This window comes from Morganella psychrotolerans (assembly GCF_001676055.1).
Taxonomy (GTDB): Bacteria; Pseudomonadota; Gammaproteobacteria; order Enterobacterales; family Enterobacteriaceae; genus Morganella; species Morganella psychrotolerans_B.
In genome coordinates this window covers 58,996-84,363 of the sequence record NZ_LZEX01000002.1, presented here as the reverse complement: position 1 = coordinate 84,363, position 25,368 = coordinate 58,996, and the positions used below count along the sequence as shown (strand labels likewise).

21 protein-coding genes are annotated in these 25,368 nt (G+C 43.4%); 19 read left to right on the top strand and 2 right to left on the bottom strand.

The window, feature by feature from the left end:
- The first annotated feature begins 574 nt into the window (after positions 1-574).
- From tssH to AYY17_RS03690, 19 genes are all read left to right on the top strand, one after another.
- Positions 575-3,358: a type VI secretion system ATPase TssH gene (tssH, locus tag AYY17_RS03780; RefSeq protein ID WP_067421423.1), complete on the top strand. Its 2,784-nt coding sequence runs from the start codon at positions 575-577 to the stop codon at positions 3,356-3,358.
- Between the two features lie 66 nt (positions 3,359-3,424).
- Positions 3,425-3,985, top strand: coding sequence for a fimbrial protein (locus AYY17_RS03775; RefSeq protein WP_067421422.1), 561 nt, complete (start codon positions 3,425-3,427; stop codon positions 3,983-3,985).
- Positions 3,986-4,044: 59 nt separating this feature from the next.
- Positions 4,045-4,809 (top strand): fimbrial biogenesis chaperone, encoded by a 765-nt coding sequence (locus tag AYY17_RS03770; RefSeq protein WP_067421420.1) that lies wholly within the window; start codon positions 4,045-4,047, stop codon positions 4,807-4,809.
- Between the two features lie 69 nt (positions 4,810-4,878).
- Positions 4,879-7,464 (top strand): fimbria/pilus outer membrane usher protein, encoded by a 2,586-nt coding sequence (locus AYY17_RS03765; protein ID WP_082981262.1) that lies wholly within the window; start codon positions 4,879-4,881, stop codon positions 7,462-7,464.
- Positions 7,464-8,042, top strand: a complete 579-nt coding sequence (locus AYY17_RS03760) for a fimbrial protein (RefSeq protein ID WP_067421417.1) — start codon at positions 7,464-7,466, stop codon at positions 8,040-8,042. Before AYY17_RS03765 ends, AYY17_RS03760 begins: the two co-directional genes overlap by 1 nt.
- Positions 8,043-8,242: 200 nt before the next feature.
- Complete coding sequence (gene tssB, locus AYY17_RS03755; protein WP_067365490.1) at positions 8,243-8,776, top strand: type VI secretion system contractile sheath small subunit; 534 nt, start codon at positions 8,243-8,245, stop codon at positions 8,774-8,776.
- Positions 8,777-8,797: 21 nt separating this feature from the next.
- A complete protein-coding gene (tssC, locus tag AYY17_RS03750) occupies positions 8,798-10,303 on the top strand; it encodes a type VI secretion system contractile sheath large subunit (protein WP_067400479.1) in 1,506 nt (501 codons plus the stop codon).
- A gap of 169 nt (positions 10,304-10,472) precedes the next feature.
- Complete coding sequence (locus tag AYY17_RS03745) at positions 10,473-10,958, top strand: Hcp family type VI secretion system effector (RefSeq protein WP_067365484.1); 486 nt, start codon at positions 10,473-10,475, stop codon at positions 10,956-10,958.
- 172 nt (positions 10,959-11,130) lie between these two features.
- The gene (gene tssJ / locus AYY17_RS03740) at positions 11,131-11,691 is read left to right on the top strand and encodes a type VI secretion system lipoprotein TssJ (RefSeq protein ID WP_067421415.1); all 561 of its coding nucleotides are present in this window, start codon (positions 11,131-11,133) and stop codon (positions 11,689-11,691) included.
- Between the two features lie 3 nt (positions 11,692-11,694).
- Positions 11,695-13,041, top strand: a complete 1,347-nt coding sequence (tssK, locus tag AYY17_RS03735) for a type VI secretion system baseplate subunit TssK (protein WP_067365478.1) — start codon at positions 11,695-11,697, stop codon at positions 13,039-13,041.
- The gene (gene tssL / locus AYY17_RS03730) at positions 13,041-14,429 is read left to right on the top strand and encodes a type VI secretion system protein TssL, long form (protein WP_082981260.1); all 1,389 of its coding nucleotides are present in this window, start codon (positions 13,041-13,043) and stop codon (positions 14,427-14,429) included. The genes tssK and tssL overlap by 1 nt, the downstream gene beginning before the upstream one ends.
- 9 nt (positions 14,430-14,438) lie before the next feature.
- On the top strand, positions 14,439-16,871 hold the full coding sequence (tssM, locus tag AYY17_RS03725) for a type VI secretion system membrane subunit TssM (protein ID WP_082981259.1): 2,433 nt from the start codon (positions 14,439-14,441) through the stop codon (positions 16,869-16,871).
- Positions 16,852-18,339 carry a type VI secretion IcmF C-terminal domain-containing protein gene (locus AYY17_RS03720; RefSeq protein WP_162271091.1) on the top strand — a complete coding sequence of 496 codons (1,488 nt, stop codon included), beginning with the start codon at positions 16,852-16,854 and terminating at the stop codon, positions 18,337-18,339. Before tssM ends, AYY17_RS03720 begins: the two co-directional genes overlap by 20 nt.
- Positions 18,340-18,443: 104 nt before the next feature.
- Entirely contained in the window at positions 18,444-19,100 is a 657-nt protein-coding gene (locus tag AYY17_RS03715) for a hypothetical protein (protein ID WP_067421405.1), read from the top strand.
- A 50-nt stretch (positions 19,101-19,150) separates the two neighbouring features.
- On the top strand, positions 19,151-21,637 hold the full coding sequence (locus AYY17_RS03710) for a type VI secretion system Vgr family protein (protein ID WP_156656627.1): 2,487 nt from the start codon (positions 19,151-19,153) through the stop codon (positions 21,635-21,637).
- Between the two features lie 60 nt (positions 21,638-21,697).
- Positions 21,698-21,958, top strand: a complete 261-nt coding sequence (locus tag AYY17_RS21020) for a PAAR domain-containing protein (protein WP_082981257.1) — start codon at positions 21,698-21,700, stop codon at positions 21,956-21,958.
- Positions 21,959-22,036: 78 nt separating this feature from the next.
- Complete coding sequence (locus AYY17_RS03700; RefSeq protein WP_162271090.1) at positions 22,037-22,789, top strand: TagK domain-containing protein; 753 nt, start codon at positions 22,037-22,039, stop codon at positions 22,787-22,789.
- Between the two features lie 19 nt (positions 22,790-22,808).
- The gene (locus AYY17_RS03695; RefSeq protein WP_067421398.1) at positions 22,809-23,642 is read left to right on the top strand and encodes a type VI secretion system accessory protein TagJ; all 834 of its coding nucleotides are present in this window, start codon (positions 22,809-22,811) and stop codon (positions 23,640-23,642) included.
- On the top strand, positions 23,629-24,123 hold the full coding sequence (locus AYY17_RS03690) for a type VI secretion system baseplate subunit TssE (RefSeq protein ID WP_082981256.1): 495 nt from the start codon (positions 23,629-23,631) through the stop codon (positions 24,121-24,123). Before AYY17_RS03695 ends, AYY17_RS03690 begins: the two co-directional genes overlap by 14 nt.
- Positions 24,124-24,236: 113 nt before the next feature.
- On the opposite strand, the gene AYY17_RS21015 is transcribed toward AYY17_RS03690, so the two are convergent.
- On the bottom strand, positions 24,237-24,842 hold the full coding sequence (locus AYY17_RS21015) for an FkbM family methyltransferase (RefSeq protein WP_082981255.1): 606 nt from the start codon (positions 24,840-24,842) through the stop codon (positions 24,237-24,239).
- A complete protein-coding gene (locus AYY17_RS03680) occupies positions 24,805-25,068 on the bottom strand; it encodes a hypothetical protein (protein WP_067421394.1) in 264 nt (87 codons plus the stop codon). The genes AYY17_RS21015 and AYY17_RS03680 overlap by 38 nt, the downstream gene beginning before the upstream one ends.
- Positions 25,069-25,368: the final 300 nt, after the last annotated feature.

Sequence of the window (25,368 nt, the reverse complement as noted above, 5' to 3'; positions counted from 1 at the left end):
GCTGATTTCATCTTGTCATTAATTGTTTTTTAAACTTAATCGGTTTTTTGTTTTGCAATATACTCATTTGATATTCATTGCTGTCATAGTGTATTGAATGTCTCAATCTGTTGATTTTATTTTGGTTTTAATTTGTTTTTCGTGTGTTGTAACAACGGTTTTTATATTTGTTTCGTTATATCTTAGGAATTGTCCAAATTAGTGAGTTTATTCGTACGGATAGTTGTATTTTTCCATGGCGCGTAATAATCTCATTATATAAAAGACGCGTAGTGAACCTCAAGATGGTGTGTACTATAGTAGGAATTAAAATTTGTTACTCAGGTGAACTCTCTCAGAGTCAAGTTAGGCGAAAGTCTTATTGCTAAGTAACATTGTTTGTTTTTATTATAACTCAACGTTTCTGATAATAGAGAAACTAATATTTATATGTTCTCTGCTATTCTCGTATATTGAACTAGTTATTTGTGCCAATTAACGGGGCGGATATTCAGGAACATAATATGTTTTATAAATCGTACATCCTGTAAAGGATGAATTATTAGTATAAACAACACTTGATTAGGTAATAATTGTGGCTTTCAGCAGACAGAGTCTATTTGGAAAACTCGATACAACTCTTTTCCGTAGTATCGAAAGTGCAACGACACTATGTAAATTAAAAGGTAACCCATACGTTGAACTCGTTCATTGGATGATTCAGCTGTGGCAACAAGAGCAGAGTGATGTCCGGCAGATTGCCCGTCACTTCCAGCTTGATGTCCAATTATTGGAAAAAGGGATGGAGCAGGCGTTAATTCGTTTGCCTAGTGGTGCCAGCTCTATTTCTGATTTTTCATATCATATTGAAATGGCTATTGAACGTGCCTGGGTATGTGCAAGTCTGGAATATTCAGAAAATGCTATCCGCAGCGGTCATTTGTTACTCGCCTGTCTGACTACTATGGAGCTGCGTCGTGCGTTATCCGCCATCTCCCCTGTGTTTGACAAAATCCCACTGGATATTCTTGCGGCAGACCTGGCCTTTATCACAAAAGATTCACCGGAAGCTGATCAGAACGCAACAGATGACAGCGAACTGGGCGGTAAAAATAGCATGCCGGGCGAAGCCAGCAATGCAATGGGCGGAGAATCCGGTAAAGCAACTCTCGCTCAGTACACCACTGACCTAACTGCACTTGCCCGTGAAGGTAAAATTGACCCGGTTATTGGTCGTGAGCATGAAATCAATACAATGATTGATATTCTGTTGCGCCGCCGTCAGAACAACCCGTTACTGACCGGTGAAGCCGGTGTCGGTAAAACGGCGTTAGTTGAAGGAATGGCGCTGGCCATTGCTGCCGGTGATGTACCTCCGGCATTGGTAAAAGTACGTCTGCTGAACCTGGATATCGTCGCACTCTCTGCGGGTGCGAGTATGAAGGGTGAATTTGAATCCCGCCTGAAATCCGTTCTGGAAGAAGCGATGTCTTCTCCGAACCCGGTTATTCTGTTTGTTGATGAAGTTCACACACTCGTTGGTGCCGGTGGTAATAGCGGAACCGGTGATGCGGCAAACTTACTGAAACCGGCACTGGCCCGCGGCAAGCTGAGAACCATCGGTGCAACCACCTGGAGTGAGTTTAAGCGTCATATTGAAAAAGATCCTGCGCTGACCCGCCGCTTCCAGGTGTTACAGGTTGAAGAACCGTCTGAAGCGAAGAGTGTCGCGATGTTGCGTGGTCTGGTTCCGATGCTTGAGAAGCACCACGGTGTCTGGATCATGGAAGAAGCGCTTCAGTCAGCGGTGCGTTTATCTCATCGTTATATTCCTGCCCGTCAGTTACCGGATAAAGCAATCAGTCTGCTTGATACTGCCTGCGCCCGTGTTGCGGTTGCACAAAATGTTGCGCCGAGAGATTTGCAGGAGCTGAAATACAAAACACAAACCGCATCATCTGAATTGTCTCTGGCAGAAAAAGCGCTGCATTTCGGTCGCGAAGAGAACAGTACGCTTGAGTCACTGCGCGACGATATTAAAGAACAATCTGTTCTTGCTGAAGAAATGGAAAACCGCTGGCTGAAAGAGAAATCAACAGTTGCCGCGATTGTGGAAATCCGCAGTCAGATTCAGGCATTAATCAGTGGTGAAAAGGTAGAAGAATCGGAGTTTGTTGCTGAAGAAACTATTGTTGCTGCTGACAGTGCAGCTGACACTGATGTTGCGGTTGCTGAAGCAGAGACTGTAACAGAAACCGTTGTTCTCAGTGATAAAGAGCAGCTTGCGCAATTGCAGAAGCAGCTGGCAGATTTAGAAAGCGAGCTTGACGGTATTCAGTGCAATCAGCGTGAGGATGCGGTGATTCAGGCTGAAGTAAATGCATCTGTTGTTGCGGCTATCGTCGCTGACTGGACGGGGATTCCTGTCGGCCGGATGATGAAAGATGAATTAAATGCAGTGCTGGAATTACCTAACCATCTGGCAGAGCGTGTTATCGGTCAGAAGCACGGACTGGATATTATCAGTGAGTCTATCCAGACTTCCCGCGCAGGTCTGGCTGATCCGCAGAAACCTATCGGCGTATTTATGCTGGTAGGTCCCTCCGGTGTCGGTAAAACAGAAACTGCCCTGGCGATTGCTGAGCAGCTCTATGGTGGCGAACAAAATATTATCACCATCAATATGAGTGAATATCAGGAAGCGCATACCGTTTCCTCTCTGAAAGGTTCACCTCCGGGCTATGTCGGTTATGGTGAAGGCGGTGTGTTAACAGAAGCGGTCCGCAGAAAACCTTACAGTGTTGTATTGCTGGATGAAGTGGAAAAGGCGCATCCGGATGTTCATGAACTGTTTTTCCAGGTCTTTGATAAAGGGCGTATGGAAGATGGTGAAGGCCGCGTCATTGATTTTAAAAACACTGTTATTTTACTGACCAGTAATACCGGTAGTGATTTGATTTCAAGCCTGAGCGCTGATCCGGATACAGCACCTGATCTTAACGGGATGCGTACCGCACTCCAGCCGGAATTATTGAAAGTATTCCCGGCCGCGTTCCTGGGACGTCTGAGTGTCGTGCCATATTATCCGTTACAGGATGAATCGTTGGGCCGTATTGTCCGCATTCACATGGATCGTATTGGTCAGCGTTTGTTTGCCCATCACGGTGCTGCATTTGAATATAACGATGACGTGGTTAATTCAATTATCAGTCAGTGTTCAGTTGCTGAAACAGGTGCCCGTATTCTGATCCGTTTTATTGAACAGCATATTTTACCAAAAGTCGGTTTATATATTTTAAACCGGAACTCAGAATCGCCTATTCAAAAGATTAGTTTGAGTAGTGATAACCAAAACGGCTTTATTGTGACATCAGAGTAATGTCAGGTATTCCGTTTTACATAAAAGCAATGAAGTGAGTTAAAAATCATATATTAAGGATATAGTATGAACAAAATTAAGTTAGCATTATTAGTGTCAGGTGCACTGTTAGCCGGTTCTAACGCATTTGCTGAAGGACAGGGTACTGTAACATTTGATGGCCTGTTGATCACCGAAACGTGTGTAATCGAACCAGCCGATAAAGATCAGACAGTTAAATTACCTGCTGTATCAATTAAAACATTAGATGTTGCCGGTAAAGAAGGTGGTTATACACCATTTAAAGTTCGTGTTACATGCCCGACTCCAAAAATTTCCGATGCACTTTTAAATAATGAAGTTGCAATGAACTTCGAACCAACAGGTGCAACAACAGCCTGGGATCCCGCAACTGGTAACCTGAAAAACTCATTAACTGGTGCGAATGATGCCAAAAATGTTCAGGTTAAAATTATTACCGGTGACGGTAACAGTACTCAGATTAAAATTGGCGACCATGGTCAATGGGTTAAACCTGATGCAGCTGGTAAAGTAGAATTTAAATACTTTGGTGGTTATTATGCAACAGGTATAACTACTGCGGGTAAAGTTGCAGCTAAAGTTATGTATACCTTAGTTTATCAGTAATAGTCATAGCAGACAGAGCCGTATTCCCGGCTCTGTCTTTCAATTATCCGGGGTTTGCCATGTTGATTAAATCACTACAATCGGTATTTATTTATACCATTTTTTCGGGTCTTGCATATAGCGCAGTTGCTATTGAGGGTACCCGTGTAATATTTGATGGCAGTAAAAAAGAGCAGGTCGTAAGAATTAATAACAGGGATGAGACTCAGCCGGCACTTATTCAGGTTTGGGCTGATGATGGTATTGAAGTAAATAACATCAATAATGCCAAGCTTCCGTTTGTTATTACGCCACCTATCAGCCGCATTGAGCCGAATAAAGGGCAAAGTGTACGTGTTATTTATAATGGTATGGCACTTCCTCAGGACAAAGAATCTGTTTACTACTTTAATGTTCTGGAAATCCCGCCGGAAACTACAGATTCAAAAAATGCTACCCAGCGTTTAGATCTGGCATTTAAAACAAGAATTAAACTTTTCTACCGGCCTGAATCGTTATTGAAAGGTACCGTTACCAGCGAGTTGGATAAACTTAAATGGAGTGTTGTCAATAACGGCAGCAAAGGGACCGGGTTAAAAGTTGAAAGTACATCGCCGTATTACATTTCTGTAATCGGGATAAAAGCAAAAATTAATGGTAAGGATGTAGATATAAGAGCTGATATGGTCAGTCCTATGTCATCTTCAGAGTATTATCAGGAAGAAAATGCTCAGAAAATAAATGGAGATATATCTGAATTTACCTTTGTTATTTTAAATGACTTTGGCAGCCAGGTTGCAACAAAAGTTGTTAAATCAGGCTCAGGATTTACCATCGCCAAATAATGCTGTTTTAAAGGGATTTAACACAGGCAGTTGACAGGGAGTGTAACTGCCGATAACAGGAGTATTAGTATGAAACAAAGTCAATGGAGATTAATGCTCTATTCGTTTTTATTTCCGGCAGTATCATTCGGTAACACTACTTCATTGACTGGTGGTAAGAGTGATAATGAAAAAATTGAATATAACGCCAGTTTTATTCAGGGGCTGGATGTTGATATTGACGATTATAGCTATGGTAACCCCATTCCTGAGGGGAACTATACAGCAGAATTAGTTCTGAATGACGTTAACAGAGGTAAACAGAGCGTTCTTTTTAAGAATAATGAAAATAATAAACGTGCTGAAGCTTGTTTCACTCTGGAGCAGATTGAAGCGTTAGGTATTATCCCGGATAACAAGGTCGGCAGCCGGCCAAAGACAGAAACTGATTATGCTGCGAACGGGGGATGTCACCCGATCGGTTATTTTGTTAATTATGCAAAGGTATATTACAACACAGCAGATTTAGTGCTGAATATTACTGTACCTCAAGCTAATTTACATCATCAGTATGCCGATTATATTGATCCGTCCCGTTGGGATGAAGGGGTTACCGCGCTATTTGTCGATTATAACCTGAACAGTTATATGTCAAACAGTAAATCATTTTCGGGTAAAGAAACGGATTATAATACCAATATTAACTGGACGGCCGGGTTTAACTACGGGGGCTGGCGTTTCAGAAACCGGAGTAACTCGGAGTGGTCAAAGAATAATAAATTCAGTAATAAAAATATTTTACTTTATGCTGAAACCGATATTACACCATTAAAAAGTCGATTAACTATTGGTGAAACATTTACAACGGGCCGTATTTTTGATGTACATGGATTAAGAGGGATAACGCTTGGTTCAAACACAAAAATGCTGCCTGATTCACTCAATAATTTCGTACCGACTATTGCCGGTATAGCGGATAGTAATGCCCGCGTATTATTGCGACAAAATGATTATACAATTTATGAAACAACCGTCACACCAGGTCCGTTTGAAATTAAAGACTATGGTGCGCTTGGTCATAACGGGACACTTCAGTTAGTTATTATTGAAGCCGACGGACGTGAAAAAGTACAGGATGTCGTCTTCTCAGCACCACCGATGATGCTGCATCCGGATACTATATTGTATTCACTTTCTGCCGGTGAACTCCGTGATGATTCCTCCGGTGCCTCTCCTGTTGTTGTGGAAGGTGAATTCGTTCAGGGGATAAATAACTTTTTAACCTGGTATGCCGGTTTCCAGTTATCTGAAAATTATAAGGCTGCGGCAATAGGTAATGCACTGAATACGCCACTGGGGGGTATTTCACTGGATATGACCCATGCGCAGAGTGATTTAAAAGATAAATCACAATCAGGTGAATCATTCCGTATCAGTTACAGTAAACTTTTTGAACAAACAGATACCAATATATTGGTATCCAGTTATCGTTATTCAAACGATGGCTATCTGAGTTTTCGCGATGCAGTCATGCTCAAAGAAAAAGGCGAAAACTATTATATCAATAAGCATAATTCAGACGGAGAGCTTTTTAACAGCTACCTTGGCGTCAGAGCAAAAAATCAGTATTCAGTAAACGTAAACCAACGGTTATGGGATCGCAGTTCGATCACGGTACTGGGGAATTATTATGATTACTGGGTTAACCGTGCAGCATCTACGCAGTGGTCAGTCTCCTATCAGCAAAGCCTGGATTATTTCTCCTACAGCCTTGCATATCAACGTGCAAAAACAGGTGAAGATTCGTACGACAATACCTATATGGTTAGTGTCAATATACCGTTCTTCCGTTCTTATCTGGATAAGCCGGCGTTTGATAACCTGACACTGACGGCGACCAGAAACGCTGATAGTAATACGTCTTTCCAGACAACAGCTTCCGGCTCTCAGGGTGATCAAAGTGAGCTGAATTACTCAGTTGGTGCGACGGCTAACTCACATTCAGAGACCAGTGACAGCCTGAATGCTTCAGCTAACTACCGATCTTCTGTCGGGAGCTTTGGTTCGACGGTTTCCATGGATAACCGCTCTAACAGACAAGCTTCTATCTCGGCTAACGGTAGTGTTGTCGCACACGCCGGCGGGGTAACTTTAGGTCCTTCTGTCGGTGATTCGGCATTTGCGATTATTGAAGCACCGGGTGCAAGCGGTAGTGCAGCACTGAATGGCTACGGCAGTGAGGTTGACAGCAGAGGCTATGCCATTGTTCCGGGTCTGAATTCGTACAGAGAAAACCAGGTTGGTCTTGATGTCAGTAAGGCAAACCCGGATGTGGATCTTATTGATGACCAGTCAACCGTTGTTCCGCGGGACGGGGCAATTATTGCTGTTAAGATAAAAACAGTTGTTGGTAAGCCTGTTGTTCTTATTATCAGAGATAAGAGTGGTAACTATTTGCCTATTGGTACAAACGTTTATAGTGGCAGCGGAGATTACCAGACAATAGTTGGCCAGGCAGGGATGGCATATTTAAGAGGCTGGGATGGTGCCAGTGAAACATTATCTGTTAAATCAGGCACGGTCGGAGAGTGTGTTATTAATCCGGAACCATTTATTGCGAAGAAAATATCCGAATCAGGGAACTCAGTAGTTCAATTGGAGGTTAAATGTATTTAATGTCTTTAATTAACCGACGCATAATTTTTGTAATGACTAGTGCATTATTCTTATTGGTTTTTTTAGGAATATTTACATACTCTAAGGCGGAGTTTATATGTGATAATTGCAATATAAACGTAGAATTCAAAGGGATCTACAAAGAGGGAACCTGTACTATCTCTGTTAATGGCGGGTCTGAAAATGAAACAGTTAAGTTACCAACTATTTCAGCTCAAACGTTATCATCTGCAGGGAATGAAGCCGGTGCAACTAAGTTTACAGTTGCCTTAAATAATTGTCCTGTAAATGTTAATGTAGACCTGTACTTTAAAAGCTCAGGTAATTTAGCATCGGGAACCATGAATTTACTCAATAGTCCGGGAGCTAATTTTGCTAAAGATGTTGAGCTCAGATTAAGAGATATGAATTTAAAACATATTCGTATTGACGATCCGACCAGTGCTCAGCGTTATATTATTCCGGGATTATATTCGTCAGTAAGCAAAGATTATTATGTGAGTTATTTTGCCGGCTCTAACAGTGTGTCAGCTGGTAATGTTCAATCTAAAACAATTTTGGAAGTAGTTTACAAATAATCCTAAAAGTTTGTTATGAATATAATCTGTTCATAACAAACGGATTTATCTTAGTATATCTGCGTTAATAACGTTTAATATGTAAATATGCCTTATGTCAAAAGTCAGCTGTTTATTATGACTAATGGAACCGGCTAATTTGAGTGAAGTAATATTAGTATTCTTACTAATCAAATTAAACAAAATAAGAGAATCACGGTATGCGAATTAATAACGGTAGTGCTCAGAAGTTCATAGCAAGAAACCGCGCTCCGCGCGTGCAAATTGAATATGATGTCGAGATTTACGGTAGTGAGAAAAAAATTGAATTGCCATTTGTAATGGGTGTTTTAGCGGATTTATCCGGTAAGCCTTTGGAGCCGCTTCCTCCTGTTACAGACAGAAAATTCCTGAGTATTGATATCGATAATTTTGATGACCGCATGAAGAGCATGAAACCTCGTGTTGCTTTTGCTGTACCAAATACCTTAACCGGTGACGGTCAGCTGATGGTCGATATTACGTTTGAAAGCATGGATGATTTTGCACCGGATGCAATTGCCCGCAAAATCGAGCCGCTGGCTGAGCTGCTTGAAGCACGCACTCAGTTAACTAACCTGCAAACTTACATGGATGGTAAAGCAGGGGCGGAAGGTCTGATCATGCAAATTCTGCAGGATAAAGAACTGCTGAAAACCTTGGCGTCTGCACCAAAGCGTGAAGACAAAGTTGCAGATCCGTCTCAGGACGATTAAGAATTGTAGGGTGCCAGAAATATGTTAGCTCAAAATACTCAGAAAAATGCGGGCGCTAAAGCGACGCAGACTCAGGAAAAAAGTGATTTCAGCTCACTGTTAGCGCAGGAGTTTAAATCAAAGACTGAACAGTCTAAAACTGCGGTACAGAACGCAGTTAAAACACTGGCTGAACAAGCATTAGCCAACTCAATTACGATTTCGTATGACGCGTATAAAAATATCGAGTCAATCATTGCCGAAATCGACCTGAAAATGTCAGAGCAGATCAACCTGATCCTGCACCATAAAGAGTTCCAGCAGTTGGAAAGCGCATGGCGCGGCCTGCATTATCTGGTCAACAATACTGAAACCGACGAGAAACTGAAATTACGTTTCATGGACATCTCTAAAGATGAACTGCGTCGTAACATGAAACGCTATAAAGGCGTTGCATGGGATCAGAGCCCGCTGTTCAAGCAGGTTTATGAAGAAGAATATGGCCAGTTAGGTGGCGAGCCGTATGGCTGCCTGGTTGCTGACTACTTCTTTGATCATACTCCGCCGGATGTTGATCTGCTGGGTTCTATCGCGAAAGTTGCTGCCTCTGCACACGTGCCGTTCATTACCGGTGCATCGCCTTCTGTTATGCAGATGGATTCATGGCAGGAACTGTCTAACCCGCGTGATCTGACTAAAATCTTTACCCAGAATCTGGAATACGCCGCATGGAACTCCCTGCGTCAGTCTGAAGATTCCCGTTATATCGGTCTGGCAATGCCACGCTTCCTGGCCCGCCTGCCATACGGTATCCGCACCAACCCGGTTGACGAATTCGATTTCGAAGAAACAACTGACGGCGCGGATCATAACAAATATTCATGGGCAAACGCGGCATACGCGATGGCTGTCAATATCAACCGTTCATTCAAGCAGTTCGGCTGGTGTACGCTCATCCGTGGTGTGGAAAGTGGTGGTGTTGTTGAAAACCTGCCTTGCCACACATTCCCGAGTGATGATGGCGGCGTGGACATGAAATGTCCTACAGAGATCGCAATTTCTGACCGTCGTGAAGCTGAACTGTCCAAAAATGGTTTCATTCCGTTAATTCACCGCAAAAACACAGATTATGCAGCGTTTATCGGCGCACAGTCTCTGCAAAAACCGGCTGAATATTATGATCCGGATGCAACTGCAAACGCCAACTTGTCAGCGCGTCTGCCATACATGTTTGCCTGCTCCCGTTTCGCGCATTATCTGAAATGTATCGTCCGCGACAAGATCGGTTCGTTCAAAGAGCGTGATGATATGCAGAAATGGCTGAATGACTGGCTGATGAACTATGTTGACGGGGATCCTGCTAACTCTTCTCAGGAAACGAAAGCACGCCGTCCGCTGGCAGCGGCTGAAGTGGTTGTTGAAGATGTTGAAGGTAACCCTGGTTACTACCAGGCTAAATTCTTCCTGCGTCCGCACTTCCAGCTGGAAGGTCTGACCGTATCTTTACGTATGGTTGCGAAATTACCATCACTGAAAGGTGCTGCGTAACCGCATCAGTAAGAAAAATTCTCTCGCTTCATAAAGAGAATAGTAGTTAGTTGCCGGTGAGACTCATAAGGATATCAGATTCAATATCCGGCACAACAAAGCGGTAATCACAGGGCGTGATTACCTGTCAAAGTTAATTTGATTAATGCATTAATAAGAGGAAATACAGATGGCTCAAGATATGTTTTTAAGAATCGCAGGCATCGATGGTGAAGCACTGGATCACGCACACAAGGATGAGATTGAAGTTCTGTCATGGCGCTGGGGTGTTAACCAGCAGTCCAACATGCACAGTGGTTCAGGTGGTGGTTCTGGTAAAGCAACTGTGGAAGATTTCACATTTGTTCACTACACTGACCGTGCAAGTCCAAACCTGCTGAGCTACTGCTTATCTGGTAAACACATCAAAGACATCCAATTTACCGTACGTAAAGCGGGTGGTACACCACTGGAATACCTGATCATCAAATTTACTGATGTTATCGTTACTGATGTTGCGATGCAGGGTTCTGTTGAAGATGAAAGCCGTCCGCGTGAAGTGGTTAAATTCTCTTTCACTAAGATGACTCAGGAATATGTAATTCAGAATGCTGATGGTAACAAATCTGGTACTATCGCAGCAACCTACGATGTTAAAGCTAACCTGATTGGCTGATAACATTTTGTATTGAATTAAAACCTGCCATTTTCGGGTGGCAGGTTTTTATTCCCAACTCTCGGTTTAATACATATTTAATTGTTTGCAATTTAACATGGCGGACAATATTATTACACACTCTTAGTTATTTATACATATAAGCATTTTCAATAATGCCAGGCATGGTTATATGTCGATCAATACAGTCATGAAACATACCGATTTTAAAGTAGCAAATATCTTGTGTGTCCTTGTGATATCGTTGTTATTAACAGGGTGCAGTATTTTAAATTTTGCCAGATCAACTCCATCTGAAGCTAAGTCAGCGTCAGAGCTCAAAATTACTTTAGTGGCCAGTGCTGAAATTAATAAAAGTAAAAACCGATTACCATCGCCGCTGAATATATTTGTTTATGCTGTTAAATCTAAACAATCATTTTTAAGTACGGACTATTTAACGTATTTATATAAAAACAAGCCTAACCCTGAAAACGAAATGCTTATTTTGGAATATATCATCAGGCCGGGTGAAACGAAAGTAATAGATTACAAGATTAATTCAGATTATCCCTATATCGGAATAATCGCCGCTTATAAAGATATCAGTAATGCCAAATGGAGCACTGTTTATTCGCTGGATAATCTGCGCGGTGCAACATGGACTGAAAAATACATTTTATTTACCGAGCCTGAACATGAAATTAAAGTCTTATTTTCAAATTCAGTTGTGTCAATCAAAGAGAATGGATGAGTTGTGAGAACAAATAAAGTCGTATGGAGTGAGGGACTGTTCCTGCGCCCTCAGCTATTCCAACAGCAAGAACGTTACTTTGAATATATTGCTCATAAACGTGCAGCGACCATTAGTCCATTCTTCTGGGGTTTTGCACAATACGAGATTGACCGTGAGGCGCTGTCTTATGGCAAGTTAGTCTTACGTTCAGGACAGGGCGTTTTTCCGGATGGTACACCATTCGGGATCCCCGGTCATGATGAGCAACCGGAACCCTTAACCATTACAGCCGAGCATCTGGGAAAGATGATATATCTGGCTGTACCGCTGCGCCTTGATAACAGTGATGAAACTATTTTTGATGAATTTGATGCAAGTTCATTAGCGCGTTTCAATTCATTCGAAGAAGAGATTAATGATACCAACTCCGTACGTCAGGGACCGAAGCCGATCCAGCTGGCGCGTATGCGTTTACGCCTGATGGCGGAAACAGAAATGACGGAATCATGGATTGGTATTGCGCTGGCAAAAGTTAAAGCGATTCAGCCTGACGGCAGCGTTTTGCTTCACTTTGAAGACCATATCCCTCCGGTAACCGGTTACGCCGCAAACTACCTGCTGATGGAGTGGATAACCCACCTGAACGGTCTGGTAAAAATGCGTGCGGATATGCTGGCATCACGTCTGGCATCCAGTGATGGTAAAGCCAGCGCCAGTGCGGAAGTTGTGGACTATCTGTTATTACAGATTTTCAATAAATATGAGCCGATTTTAAACCATCTGCGCCATATTCCGGAAACGGCACCCATCATTATTTATGAAGAGCTGGCAAAGTTTGCGGGTGAATTATCCACATTCCTGCGGGCAAAAACCCGTCGTCCGAATGTTGCCCCGGGCTATGATCACGCCAATCTCTATGCTTCTATCCGCCCGTTAGTGGATGAAGTTCATGGTCTGCTCAATCAGATGCTCGTTCGTTCCGGTCAGAGTATTCCGCTGGTACGTCAGGAGCATGGTGTCTGGACTGCATCGGTTATTCCGAGCGAATTGCGCGGTTTCTCCAATCTGGTACTGGCTGCATCATCTCAGTTACCACTGGATGTTATGCAGCATCAGTTTGTGGCGCAGACAAAGATAAGCTCGCCGCATAAGCTTCAGGAACTGGTACGTTCTCACCTGCCGGGCCTGATTTTACGTAACCTGCCTGTACCACCAAGACAAATACCTTATACCTCCGGGTATCTGTATTTTGAACTGATGAAGCAGGGGCCTTACTGGGAAAATATTCTCAACAGCGGATCCCTTGCCCTTCACGTTGCCGGGGATTTCCCGGGGATACGGCTTGAGCTTTGGGGCGTGAGGGATTAATGAATCTGTTTAATGACAATTACGGTGATGATCCTGATCAGGCCCAAAAAGGCTCTGACGGCGCATCGACGGAGAATCAGGAAGAGCAGACCCCTCAGTCGATGGGGGCTTTTTTGCATGATGATGGTAGTTTCTTTGCTCCGCTGGACAGTGATCCGCTGGGCATGGGAGCAGAAGCGATTGATTACCGTGATCTTGCAATTAAAAGCGAAAGCATCCAGGCCCGGATTCAGCGTGTAAGCCGGGCAGAAGATCCGTTACTTGAAGCTGTGCAGCCATTATTACGGGCGCTCAGTGAACTGCCTGATCAGGTCTCTGATCTGAAACAGGTGGAAATTCTTAAAAAGAGCCTGAAGAACGAAATTGCCACTTTCACGGCGGTGTGTGATGCCGTGAGTATTGCATGGCAGAAAATGGCGATTATCCGTTATGCCATTTGTACCGCAGTTGATGAATCTGTTCACTCAAAAGCCTGGGGTCTGGCCTCCGGCTGGTCTCAGAGTAACCTTCTGAACCACTTTGAAGGGGATAACGACGGGGGGAATAAATTTTTCCTGCTGATTGGTCGTTTATCCATGAACCCGCAGGAATACACGGATGTACTGGATATCCTTTCCCGTATTCTCGGCCTCGGGTTTGAAGGTCGCTACAGTATTATTGAAAACGGCGATCGTCAGCTGAATAAAATCCGTCAGCGTCTGCTTTCATTACAGCAGAGCACGAGAGACTCTGTACCGGCAGCGTTATCGCCGAATGCGACAGTGACTCAGGATGATAATGAAGTACGCCGGGTTTATTTACCTGTTCGTATCTCAATAATTATCAGCGGCTTTATTCTGATCAGTCTGTTTGCTCTCTTCAAATACTGGCTGATGGTTGATCTTGGTGAATTTAATGACCGGGTCGCCTCACTCAAACGTGGTGAACTGAAACATACTCAACTGGCAGTTGCCGTACCACGGATGCGCCTGGCTATTTTACTGAAAGATGAAATCGCCAAAGGGTTGGTTACCGTGGATGAAACGGGTCCGCAAAGTATTGTGATATTCCGTGGTGATGCCATGTTCCTCTCCGGGAAACAGGAAGTTAAACCTGAAATGGACAGTATCCTTGTTCGCGTAGCTGATGAAGTAAAACGCGTCGACGGTAAAGTGGTTATTTCCGGCCATACTGACTCGGTTCCTATCGGACGGGCGAAGTTTGCGAGTAATGAAGAGTTGTCACTGAAACGGGCAGAATCTGTGGGTCAGTTCTTTGTGCGGACCGGGATCCCTTCCCAGAACATTCAGACAAAAGGCATGGGTGCTTCACAACCTGTCAGCAGTAATAAAGATGAGCAGGGGCGTGCGCTGAACCGGCGTGTTGAAGTTTATGTTACCTATCTGTGAGTTTTAAAAATGTCATTCTGGAATAGAACATTTGCACTACGGTTTACAAAAAGAGTCCTGATTTTTCTCTTCTTTTTGTTATTAGCCGCCATTATATGGTACCTGGGACCGACATTCGGCTACGGTGAAATCCGTCCGCTTGAAGACAGCACATCACGGATTACATATATCGTACTGCTGGCTGTCATATTTGTCGGGCTATGGTGCCGTGTTCCGTGTTTTCTGCTCGGGGTACTGACGGTCTGCGTCACATTCTGGGTCTTTTCGCCATATCTGTTACTTGGTGAATCCTATCCTTTTGAGGAGACAACCCCTCGTCTGATTGTTATCGGGGTTATCACGCTGGCGACGTTGTTGTACTGCGTCTGGCTGCTGATCTCCATGTTGCGCTTTAACCCGGAAAAATTGGATCGTTTCTTTAAAAACAGAAGAGTCGACTCAGTACGGGTGGAACGTTATCGTGAAGTAGTTGCTATTATTAACAACGCTGCACGGTATGTCGCATACACCGGCCGTAAAATTTCCCGCTGGAGCTATTTCTGGCGTCCGAAGAAAGTCGTTTACGATCTGCCGTGGTACATGATGCTGGGTCCGAAGGACGCAGGGAAAACTACGGCGATCCTGTCATCGGGTCAGGAATTCCCGCTGCCGGAACAATTGCTTCGCGTCTCTAAAGAGAGTACCCCGACCACAAACTGTGAATGCTGGTTTACCAACGAAGCTATTTTTGTTGATACTTCCGGTAAATACATCAATGAACTTGATGAAAACAGCGGTGAGTGGGATGCCTTAGTTAAAGCCATCAAGAAAAACCGTCCGCTGAAATCACTCAATGGTGTGGTTGTGACAATTCCTGTCACTGATCTGATGGGCAAAGATAAAAAAGAGCTGTATGCATTATCGTCAAAATTCAGAACACAACTGGACTTTCTGCGTCATGAGTTAGGTGTCCGTTTCCCAGTGTATGTACTGATCACCAAAATGGATATGGTGTCCGGTTTTGATGAATACTTCCGATCCCTGACACTCGAAGAGCGTGATCAGATCTGGGGCTTCACACTGCCGTTCGGTGAGAAGAAGAAGAAATCGGATGCCGTTGTCGAGATCCGCGATGTCCTGCGCAATGAATTATCCGGGCTGGAGAGCCGCCTCGATAAAGATATGACCGCGCGTATGCTGGATGAATATGATGTCACCACGCGTAAACGCATGTATCAGTTGCCACAGGATTTCCGTTTACTGGCGGATGCCATCACCGAGTTTGGTCAGAATGTTTTCTCGCCATCCCGCTATGATGACACGCAGAAATATACGTCACTGCGCGGTATTTACTTTGCCAGCAGTACGCAGTCAACGATGCAGTCACTGCTTAATCCGCATACCATTGTCCAGAAATGGCGTGATATGGCGAGCAGCCTTGAAGGTAAAGATGCTATTGCTGATAAGGCTGAAGATACGGAAGATCGTCTGGTTCAGGAAAACGTTAACGGCAAGCATTTCTTCCTGAAACAGCTGTTTGATAACTTTATCCGTGACCGCAATCTGGTGCGCTATAACCTGGCACTGACTGCGAAGTACCGCTTCCAGACGCTTACCGGACATCTGTTGTGTATCCTGCTGACTATCTGGTTATGTTATGCACTGGTGAACAGTTATCATAATAACCGTGTCTATCTGGATGAAGCTACTGAGAAAGTCGAACAGGTATCGACTGTCGTGGATGAGTATCTGGAAACGAACAGCGACGGTTTACTGGCGAAAATGCTGTCACTGACACAGGATATTCCGGTTCTGGGTGTGTTTGACTTTAAAGATCCGCGTCTTTCTTATCGTTACGGTCTGTATGTCGGTTTTGATATCCAGGAAGAATCGAACAAGATTTATCAGTATTTCCTGCAACGCTGGCTGCTTTTCTCTCTGGAAAGAATGACAGAGAAGTCCCTGTTTGATGCGGTGACGACCGATAACCAGGATGTTATTTACGATAAGCTTAAAACATATCTGATCCTGCACGGTGAAGGGAAATTTGATAAAGATTACCTGATTAAATCGCTGACAGAAGAAGCACAGACAACGCATATGATTGAGAATTATGGTCAGACGATTGTTTTTGTTTCTCACCTGGAAGAGCTGTTTAATGATCCGAACTGGAATCAGTATAACTCAGAGATTAATGACCGTCTTGTTGCGGCAGCCCGTGTGGTTCTGCAAAAAAAGCCGTTAGCCTCGCGCCTGTATCAGAAGGTTAAAGAACAGGCGATGACAGAGGCGCCTGAGAATATAACCCTGTATAAGCTAAGTGGTGATCAGTTAGGCAGTATTCTGGAAATCAGCGATGAAACACTCGCGGTAAATGGTATCCCCGGCATTTTTACCAATGCCGGCTATCATCAGGTTTTTAAAAAAAAAACTGACAGAGTACGTGAAAACTATCCAGTCTGAGGATAGTTGGATCACCGGACAAAAAAACGAAGGCCGTAAAGTTGAGATTAAGCAACTGGACGGCTTCTATATGACAGAAACTGAAGAAGCGGTTCTGAAACTCTATCTTCAGGAATATGTGGCAACGTGGAATCAGTTTCTTAACGGGATCCAGTTAAAAAAACTGGTCCCGGACGGAGCGGTGGGAAACGATACAACGTTTGATATGTATGCGTTGCAGATCCTCAGCTCACCGGATTCCCCGTTGATTGACATGATGACGCAGATTGCGCATGAAACTGCGGTATCGGTTGATTTTGCAAAACAGGAATCCGAAATGCCGGATCTGTCCCAGACTCAGGCGGGCAGAAATCTGACTACCGGACGTATGGGATCGGTTGCCCGTAACCTGAAAGATATTAAAACAGTAAAAGATGCGTTATCACAACGTGAGAAAAAAATTCTGTATGACAACGTGGATCGCCGGTTTGGCGCACTTCACAGGTTAGTCAATCTGGATACTTCTCCAAAACCGGGCGGCCGGGTGATGCAGGCCGGTCAGGGTAGCGATAACGGGTTGGTTAAAATTATCAATATGTTAGGCGATCAACATAACTATCTGGTTATTAAAGAATCAACCATGGAAGACGGAAGTGCGCTGCCGTTTCCGTCAGAAGCTGAAAAACGGTTGAAAGCGGAGTCCCGGCTCTGGCCGGCACCGCTTAAAGCGATAATCATGCCGCTGCTGGGCGGGATATCAACAAAGCTCAGCCAGCAGTTTACCGCACAGAGCAATGAAGCAGTAAAACTTGAATTAGGCGACATGTGTGTCGCCTCTTTTCAGGGAAGCTATCCCTTTGCAAACAGCGAAGAGGAAGTCAGTCTTGAGGAGTTCGAAGTTTTTTTCGGGCCTAACGGTATCGTTGATGCCTATTTTAAAGAGAATATGGTGAAGCTGGTTGATACCACGACTTCACCATGGCGCTATAAGCGCGAAGATCTCCGCGGAAATGAAGATAAGGAGGTTCTGCGTTTTTTCGAGCAGGCCCAGGAGATCAAAAAAGCTTTTTTTCGTAATGGGATGAGTGAAAATATATCATTTAGTTTTACGGCAAGCATTCCGGCTCTGTCGCCGAGAATATTGCAGTTTGGTATGAACATTAATGGTACAAATCTGACGTATAAACACGGCCCGGTCTGGCCGAAATCATTTAAATGGCCTGAGGCGGATTCTGAAAATACGATTACGATGAATGCCGTTTCTGCAGATAACGCAGAAAGCAGCGATGAACGGGTGCTCATGGGAGAGTGGTCGTTATTACGCTGGATGGATATGGCCAGTGAGCAGAAAATGACATCAGCCGCTAAGCAGGTAATAGTTTATAAGTTTGGTGATCAGAAGGTCAGTATAAATATCAATGGATTGAACTATAAAGGAAAGCCGATTAATACAATGCTAAAGAAATTTAAATGTCCGACTTCTATTTAATGATAGGTATTTATAATTAAGATTGTTCGTCCACGTATTTAATTGTGGACTTTTCCTATTAATTATTAGAGCAATTTCTTTATATTGATAAATGGCTGCTCATTATGAAAATAAAAATAATTTTCTCAGGCTTAGGAAATAGTTCCGGAAGAAAAAAACGGAAGAGTAATCACGTGATTCAGCGTGTTATCCGGCAATGCAGTCATTTGAATATAAATCATTCACTGAATAGTAAGGTGATTTCTAAACATTTTCCGTGGTGTTTTGTTGTTCCGGCATCAACAAAGAAAGACGCATTTTATCTTGGTGCTTTCAGTCTTCTCGATGATGGAAAATGTATTGTTCTGTACACAAAGACTTCAGATAAATGGATGATTAAGAATCTGAGTAATATATCTAATGTTATTTTTTGGTGTTCCAGAATAATAGCATTTCATATTGAAAATGAAAACAGTGTGATAGATGAAAAGAAATTAAGAAGTTGGGTTACGTCGCTGCAACGATATTACTCGCCGTTATGGGAGTCAGTACTCTTAAAGTCACAGTTTCAGTTTAAGAACAACCTGGACGTACTTACATCTGAAACGACTTATCTGGATTGTAATATCAATGACAATGGAGGGGTTAGCGCGATGCCATGGATGAATTGGCCTTATTGTATTAAGTCTTTTGACTCTGCCTGGCTATGGCGTCTGAATCGGCAGGGAAACATTTTAGACTCAGTCAAAATAGACATCAGAAATATGGATGTCTCCGTTTAATTATGAGCTTAATACAAATTTGATTTGTATCAAACCAATTAGGTGTGAATATGCCTCGAACATTAACCTTGCATTGCTCGGCAATGCCCAATTTACTGGGCGAGCCGGGATTAGCAATATCAACGTTTGAGGGCGAGGAAGCCCTTTCAACGTTGTATCAGTATAAGGTGGTTGCGAAAACGCCCGCAAACCCGAACATTCCGTGGCAGACCGCGGCAAATCTGGATCTGAAGAAATTTATCGGCCAGCAGATGACAGTCACCATCGAACTTGATGGTAACGGACTGGAAATTGAGCGCGGAGCCGGTAAAGGTCATCGTGAGATCTCAGGTCTTGTTGAGCGGGCCCGTTTTGTCGGCCGCGATGAAAATCAGGCAATGTATGAGTTTATCGTACGTCCCTGGCTCAACCTGGCCACACTGACATCTGACTATAAAATTTATCAGCAAAAATCAGTCGTCGATATTATTGATGAAGTTTTATCAACTTATCACTTTCCGATTGAAAAACGCTTGTCGGCTATGTATCCGCCGCTCGATTTCCAGGTTCAGTATGGTGAAACGGACTTTGATTTCATCCAGCGCCTGATGGAAGAGTGGGGTATTTACTGGTTCTTTGAACATGATGATATGAAAAACCGCCTGGTGCTGGTTGACCACGTCGGTGCTCATAAACGTACTATCAGCCCGGCCTACCATACGCTGCGTTATGAATCAGATAAACCGAAAGATGGTCAGGAATATATTGATCAATTCCATGCCCAGGAAACAATTACGTCGGGATCATGGCTGACATCGGATTATGACTTTAAAAAATCCCGTGCAGATATCTCCGCACTGGATAAAAAACCGCGTAAAACCAACTATAACAGCTTTGAAATGTACCAATGGCCGGGTGATTATGATGATCCGGGTATGGGTGAATTCCTTGCGCGTGTGCGCAGTGAAGAACAAGGTTGTCTTGGTGCCCGTGCAACCGGTTCCGGTGAAATCCGTTCTGTGGTTTGTGGTACGACATTTTCGATGTCGAATTTCCCGCAGTCGAAAGCAAACCGTGAATATCTGGTTATTTCTAATCAGTTGCGTGCAACTGAAATTAACCAGCAGACGGACAGTGACGCCTTCAGTATCTATACCAGTTTTGTCGTTCAGCCGACAACAAAAGTGTATCGTCCGCCACAGACAATCAGCAAACCAGTCACTCATGGTCCGCAAACAGCACTGGTTGTGGGGCCAAAAGGTGAAACGGTCTGGACAGATGAATTCGGCCGCGTAAAAGTCCGTTTCCTGTGGGATCGCTATGGCGATAACACGGATGCTGACTCTTGCTGGATCCGTGTTGGCCAGGCATGGGCCGGGGATAATTACGGCGGGATTTATATTCCGCGTGTAGGTCAGGAGGTGATTGTTGACTTCCTGCATGGAGATCCTGATCGCCCGATGATTATCGGCAGTCTGTATAACAACGTAACACCACCACCATGGGATCTGCCGGCAAACCGCACACAAAGTGGTTTGATCAGCCGGACCATCGGCGGGGGAAAAACTAACTACAACGGTATCCGTTTCGACGATAAACCGGGACTCGAAGAGTACTGGGAGCAAGCCGAACGAAATATGCACCGCGTAACAAAACTGAATGAAGATCAGTTAATTGGTGTAAACCACACCCAAACCATTGGTGTGAGCTCCGCTTCAACCATCGGGGTGAACCGCAGTGAAACGGTAGGCGTTAACAAGAGCAACATGGTTGGTGCCAACCGCAGTGAGATTGTGGGTGCAAACTACAGTCAGGATGTTGTCGGGTTATCAAGCCGCATTGTTGGTTTGTCAGATACGGTTGTTATCGGCGGTGCATATAGCGGGATCTTTGGTGCTGCGCACTCCGTCAATATTGCGGCGGCAAGCTCAACGAACGTCGGTGGCGCTTATGCTATTAACGTCGGTGGTGCCTATGCAACCAACGTCGGAGGTTACCACTCCGTTGCGGTTGGTGGTGCAATGCAGATGGGTGTCGGAGGCGCATTTGCACTGACAGCCGGTGGTGAGTTAGCTATTGGTTGCCTTGGGTCGTTGGTTATCACTGCTGATACTATCAAAATCAAAGCGAAATCTGATCTTATCCTGGATGGCTGTTGTACCTACCTGAACCCTGGTGATAACGCTCATGCCCGCGGATTTGGTACACAGCCGGGCAGCCCTGTTGCTATAGCAGCGCCGGCAGTACCGGGATTACCGGGATTCTTCTTCTTTGCGAAGATCCCATGTAAGACTATTTGTCCGCCGACGCCACCACCAACTGAAACGGCAACAGCAACATCGCCGTCGATTGAAACACCGACGACACCGTCTCTGACGACACCGTCTCTGACGACACCGTCTCTGACGACACCGTCCCTGACGACACCGTCTCTGACGACACCGTCTCTGACGACACCGTCTCTGACAACACCGTCTCTGACGACACCGTCGATAACGACACCGTCGATAACGACACCAGACCCAAGCATAACAGTATCTGGTTCAATACCGTTCTGACCGATATAGCCCCTCAGGGGGCTATATCCCAGCAGAAATATGGAAGCATAAGGAGCTAATATGTTACCAGCAGCACGAATGGGTGATGTTGCCTGTCACTGCGGATGTGTGGAAGCAGGGTCATGTAATGTAACAACCAATAATATTCCGCAAACATTTATCGGAGCACCGGTTTGCTGCTCTATCCACGTTAAATGTTGCATATCCAGTGCTTCATGTTCTGTCTTTGTAAACAATATTCCGGCTGCCCGTGCCGGAGATTGTGGCGGGTGTGGTACCGTCATTTCAAGTGGCTCATGTAACGTCTTTATTGGCCATTGAATCATGTTATTGCATTTTAACTGGCCGACCCGGAAAGGATCGGTCAAGCTGACTGAACAAAATACCATTGATAATCCGGTGATTATTAATGCATTCACGGCGAATGTATCATTACAATCCCGGAGCGGTCAGGATACTGAAGTTTTATTTTATTACACCAATACGGGGCCGGTTTTACAGAATATTTGTCAGGAGCTGGTTTGCTTTGTAAATAAACAGCAGGTTCCTTTTGGTACAAAGGTTCGCTTAATTTACGGATCAACAGTTCAGATAGGCCATTTTTCGCTTTCATTTGTTGCAGCTGAAAATAGTCAGTCAGCATCTGTTATTGAAGCATTAACTGAGTTGACTCCGACGAAAGTCGATTTCAGTAATATTGAAATTCATGAAATATTACCGCAGGGTGCGGGATTTATTTCAATGGAATATGCCAGTGAAGAGAGCAGAAAGAATGGCGATGAATTAAAAAAACTGGAAGTTGAATATAAGAAATTTCTGTTATGGGGAGAAATTGATTCTCTTCAGAACGGAGATCACCCTACACAGGAAGCAAAATTAACAACAGATGATGATGGTAGTTTTGACTCGCTTTGTGAGCAAATAAAAGACCTGAATCTGACGGAGTGTATTTTTGAAACGTCCGCATTTATGGAACGTGTCTGGCGTGAACTATCAACTATGGAAGAAGTCGATTTAACACAGGATGAGCATGAGGATTACGACATTCTCAGAATGTTGGCTCCGAATGGAATAATTCCGTATGCGAAAGACTCGGTTTCATCACTTGTTTCGAAGGAACTCTATAAATTAGGCCTAGATAGCCGTTTATAATTAATTAAGGATTTTGATAATGGCCACAACGCAAAAACTCTCTGATATTCTTTCTGGTTCATCACTGGATGAATTTTTTGAAGAGATGCTTAATAAGGTAAAACAACAGCCGAGTGACTTAGTTTTTCGTGAAACGCTGTTTAAACTCTATTGCCTGAAAGGTTATTGGGAAAAGGCAATGGTTCAGCTGGAAACATGGTCATTAATTGATGGGCATAATGATGATAAGCAGCTTGAACTGTATAAAAATTTAGTATTCAGTGAAATTTTACGTGAAGAGATCCTGAAAGGAAAGCGTGAGCCAATGACGCTGCAGCAGGAGTTACCGGAGTGGATGAAATCTATCTGGGAAGCGAATAAATTACTGATTGAAAATAAGTTAGATAAATCAGAAGCATTGCGTTTACAGGCATTTGAAAATGCCCCGGCTGCCGGTGGTAGTGGTGAAATGATTGGTGATTTTGCCTGGATGGCCGATAACGACAGCCGCTTAGGGCCGATTTGCGAATTTATTGTTGCTGGTGGCTATCGCTGGGTTCCGTTTGCAGAAATTGAAACTATTAATATTGTAAAACCACGGGATTTATTGGATCTTATTTGGATCCATGCACAGGTTAAAGTCAAAAACGATATATTTTATGGTTATATCCCGGCTCGCTATCCTGTACGTGATACCGACAGTGATAAAATCAAACTGGGTTTTGAAACTCAGTGGGATCAAATCTCTGAATATTTCCTGACAGGTAAAGGCGGGAAAATGGTTATTACTGATATGGGTGAATATTCGTTATCTGAGCTGAATAAAGTTTCTATGGTAATGGCAAATATTGAAACCGAAAATGTTGGACAATAAAAAACAATATCTTCCTGCATTGCTTGATCGGTTGATCGATGAACATCCGAAAGAGCGGCGTGAGCCTGTCGATAAATTTTATTTCGATTCACGTAGAATGCGTTCGGTGATATTGCGTGATCTTCTTAATATCCTTGGTACTGAAAATACAGAAGGGCAATTACAGCGCTACAGTAAATCGCCGGTTGTAGATTCAGTTATTAATTATGGTATCGCTCCGTTAACCGGGGCGTATGCCCGCCAATTGACCTGGGAACAGGTTGAAGAGAAACTGCGTAACGCGATATTACGTTTTGAAAACAGAATTATTCCTGATTCACTGATTATTTCTCCCCTGGCGGATAAAGATCAGTATGCTCAATACGGTGTGATTGTTTTTGAAATAAGAACCCTGGTTTATTGGGATCCTTATCCGTTAGATTTACGTATTAACGGAACCTATGACATGGAAACGCAGCAGGTTAGTTTAAGTTACCGGTAAGTCGGTCTTATATAACTGAGCGATTGATACCATTTCCTGATTTCTGTTGCGTTTTTAAGTGTGTTATCCGGTTTCGATAAAAGGGCATATTATGATATGCCCTTTTATTTTAATCACATTGACAGAAAATCCATACCATACATGATAGTTTCTTTTTTTACTTTATAGCCATTTTCTGTACTAAAGACCTTTGCTCCCGTATTTTTACTGTGCTGTGCAATATATAACTCACCAATTTCCACTATGTCATAGCCCAGTTCATCTTTTAGTAATGCCAGTATTTTCTTTTTCTTTTCTATTGTCGATTTCATGTAATCTCCCCAGTTTCTAAAAATGATATAGGGATATCCTGATTTTATTAACCATTCTTTTCCACCGGTGAGCACTTCCAGTTCCATTCCTTCTGTACTTATTTTAATTAAATGTGCATGAGGAAGTTCCAGACTATTCAGAGTACTTAACTGAGTTTTAACTGTTTTCTCCGGAAGTGTGGGGCGTTGCTCTTTAAATACATCGGGATCCAGAGATAAGGCACCAAGATTTTGATCTGTGAAAGCATCTAAAACAGGAGTGTCAATTTCACCATTGTGGTCGCCTATTGCAAAATTATGTGCAAGACAGTTGGTTATTTTATTTAAAAATATATTTCCGCAAAGCTGATTATATACCTGGCGCTGAGGCTCATAAGAGTAAACGGTGCCATTTTTTTTTGCTGATATGTTTACTCATTGGTATTGACCAGGAACCTAAGTTTGCACCAATGTCGATCAAAACAGCAGAATCAATATCTTCTGTTAATTTTTTACAGGTATCGACAGTAAATGCTTCCCAGACTTCGCCATTACGCAGCTGTGCACTAATATAATCCGGACCTGATGTGAGCAGATAGTGACAATTATCACTGGTTGTATAGATATCGCATTCGCGTGATATGTTATTTTCCATAACTTAAGATCCAGGTGCTCTTTACCGGCACTCCATTGTGCGGGCTATAATGAAAATAATTGTCTTGTGATAATAACATTATACGCGAATTAACGAAAATCAGTTATTCCTGATATGTTTTTAATGGATGTCAGTACGGTTTATTAAATTCATTTAAAATCAGCGAGATAGTTTTTTATAATAAAACTAACCAATGGTTGGTTATAAGATAATTCCGGATATTTTCACTGTTGGTGATATTTTATTTTATTTTACTTAAAACCCATAGGTGTAATCATCTTTCTACGGCTTTTATGATGA

Coding starts and splice junctions, on each gene's coding strand:
- AYY17_RS03775 (WP_067421422.1), top strand. CDS start 3,425: ATGAACAAAATTAAGTTAGCATTATTAGTGTCAGGTGCACTGTTAGCC.
- AYY17_RS03680 (WP_067421394.1), bottom strand. CDS start 25,068: ATGGAAAATAACATATCACGCGAATGCGATATCTATACAACCAGTGAT.
- tssJ (WP_067421415.1), top strand. CDS start 11,131: ATGTCGATCAATACAGTCATGAAACATACCGATTTTAAAGTAGCAAAT.
- tssL (WP_082981260.1), top strand. CDS start 13,041: ATGAATCTGTTTAATGACAATTACGGTGATGATCCTGATCAGGCCCAA.
- tssC (WP_067400479.1), top strand. CDS start 8,798: ATGTTAGCTCAAAATACTCAGAAAAATGCGGGCGCTAAAGCGACGCAG.
- AYY17_RS21020 (WP_082981257.1), top strand. CDS start 21,698: ATGTTACCAGCAGCACGAATGGGTGATGTTGCCTGTCACTGCGGATGT.
- tssB (WP_067365490.1), top strand. CDS start 8,243: ATGCGAATTAATAACGGTAGTGCTCAGAAGTTCATAGCAAGAAACCGC.
- AYY17_RS03715 (WP_067421405.1), top strand. CDS start 18,444: ATGAAAATAAAAATAATTTTCTCAGGCTTAGGAAATAGTTCCGGAAGA.
- AYY17_RS03770 (WP_067421420.1), top strand. CDS start 4,045: ATGTTGATTAAATCACTACAATCGGTATTTATTTATACCATTTTTTCG.
- tssM (WP_082981259.1), top strand. CDS start 14,439: ATGTCATTCTGGAATAGAACATTTGCACTACGGTTTACAAAAAGAGTC.
- AYY17_RS03745 (WP_067365484.1), top strand. CDS start 10,473: ATGGCTCAAGATATGTTTTTAAGAATCGCAGGCATCGATGGTGAAGCA.
- AYY17_RS03695 (WP_067421398.1), top strand. CDS start 22,809: ATGGCCACAACGCAAAAACTCTCTGATATTCTTTCTGGTTCATCACTG.
- AYY17_RS03760 (WP_067421417.1), top strand. CDS start 7,464: ATGTCTTTAATTAACCGACGCATAATTTTTGTAATGACTAGTGCATTA.
- AYY17_RS03710 (WP_156656627.1), top strand. CDS start 19,151: ATGCCTCGAACATTAACCTTGCATTGCTCGGCAATGCCCAATTTACTG.
- AYY17_RS03690 (WP_082981256.1), top strand. CDS start 23,629: ATGTTGGACAATAAAAAACAATATCTTCCTGCATTGCTTGATCGGTTG.
- AYY17_RS03765 (WP_082981262.1), top strand. CDS start 4,879: ATGAAACAAAGTCAATGGAGATTAATGCTCTATTCGTTTTTATTTCCG.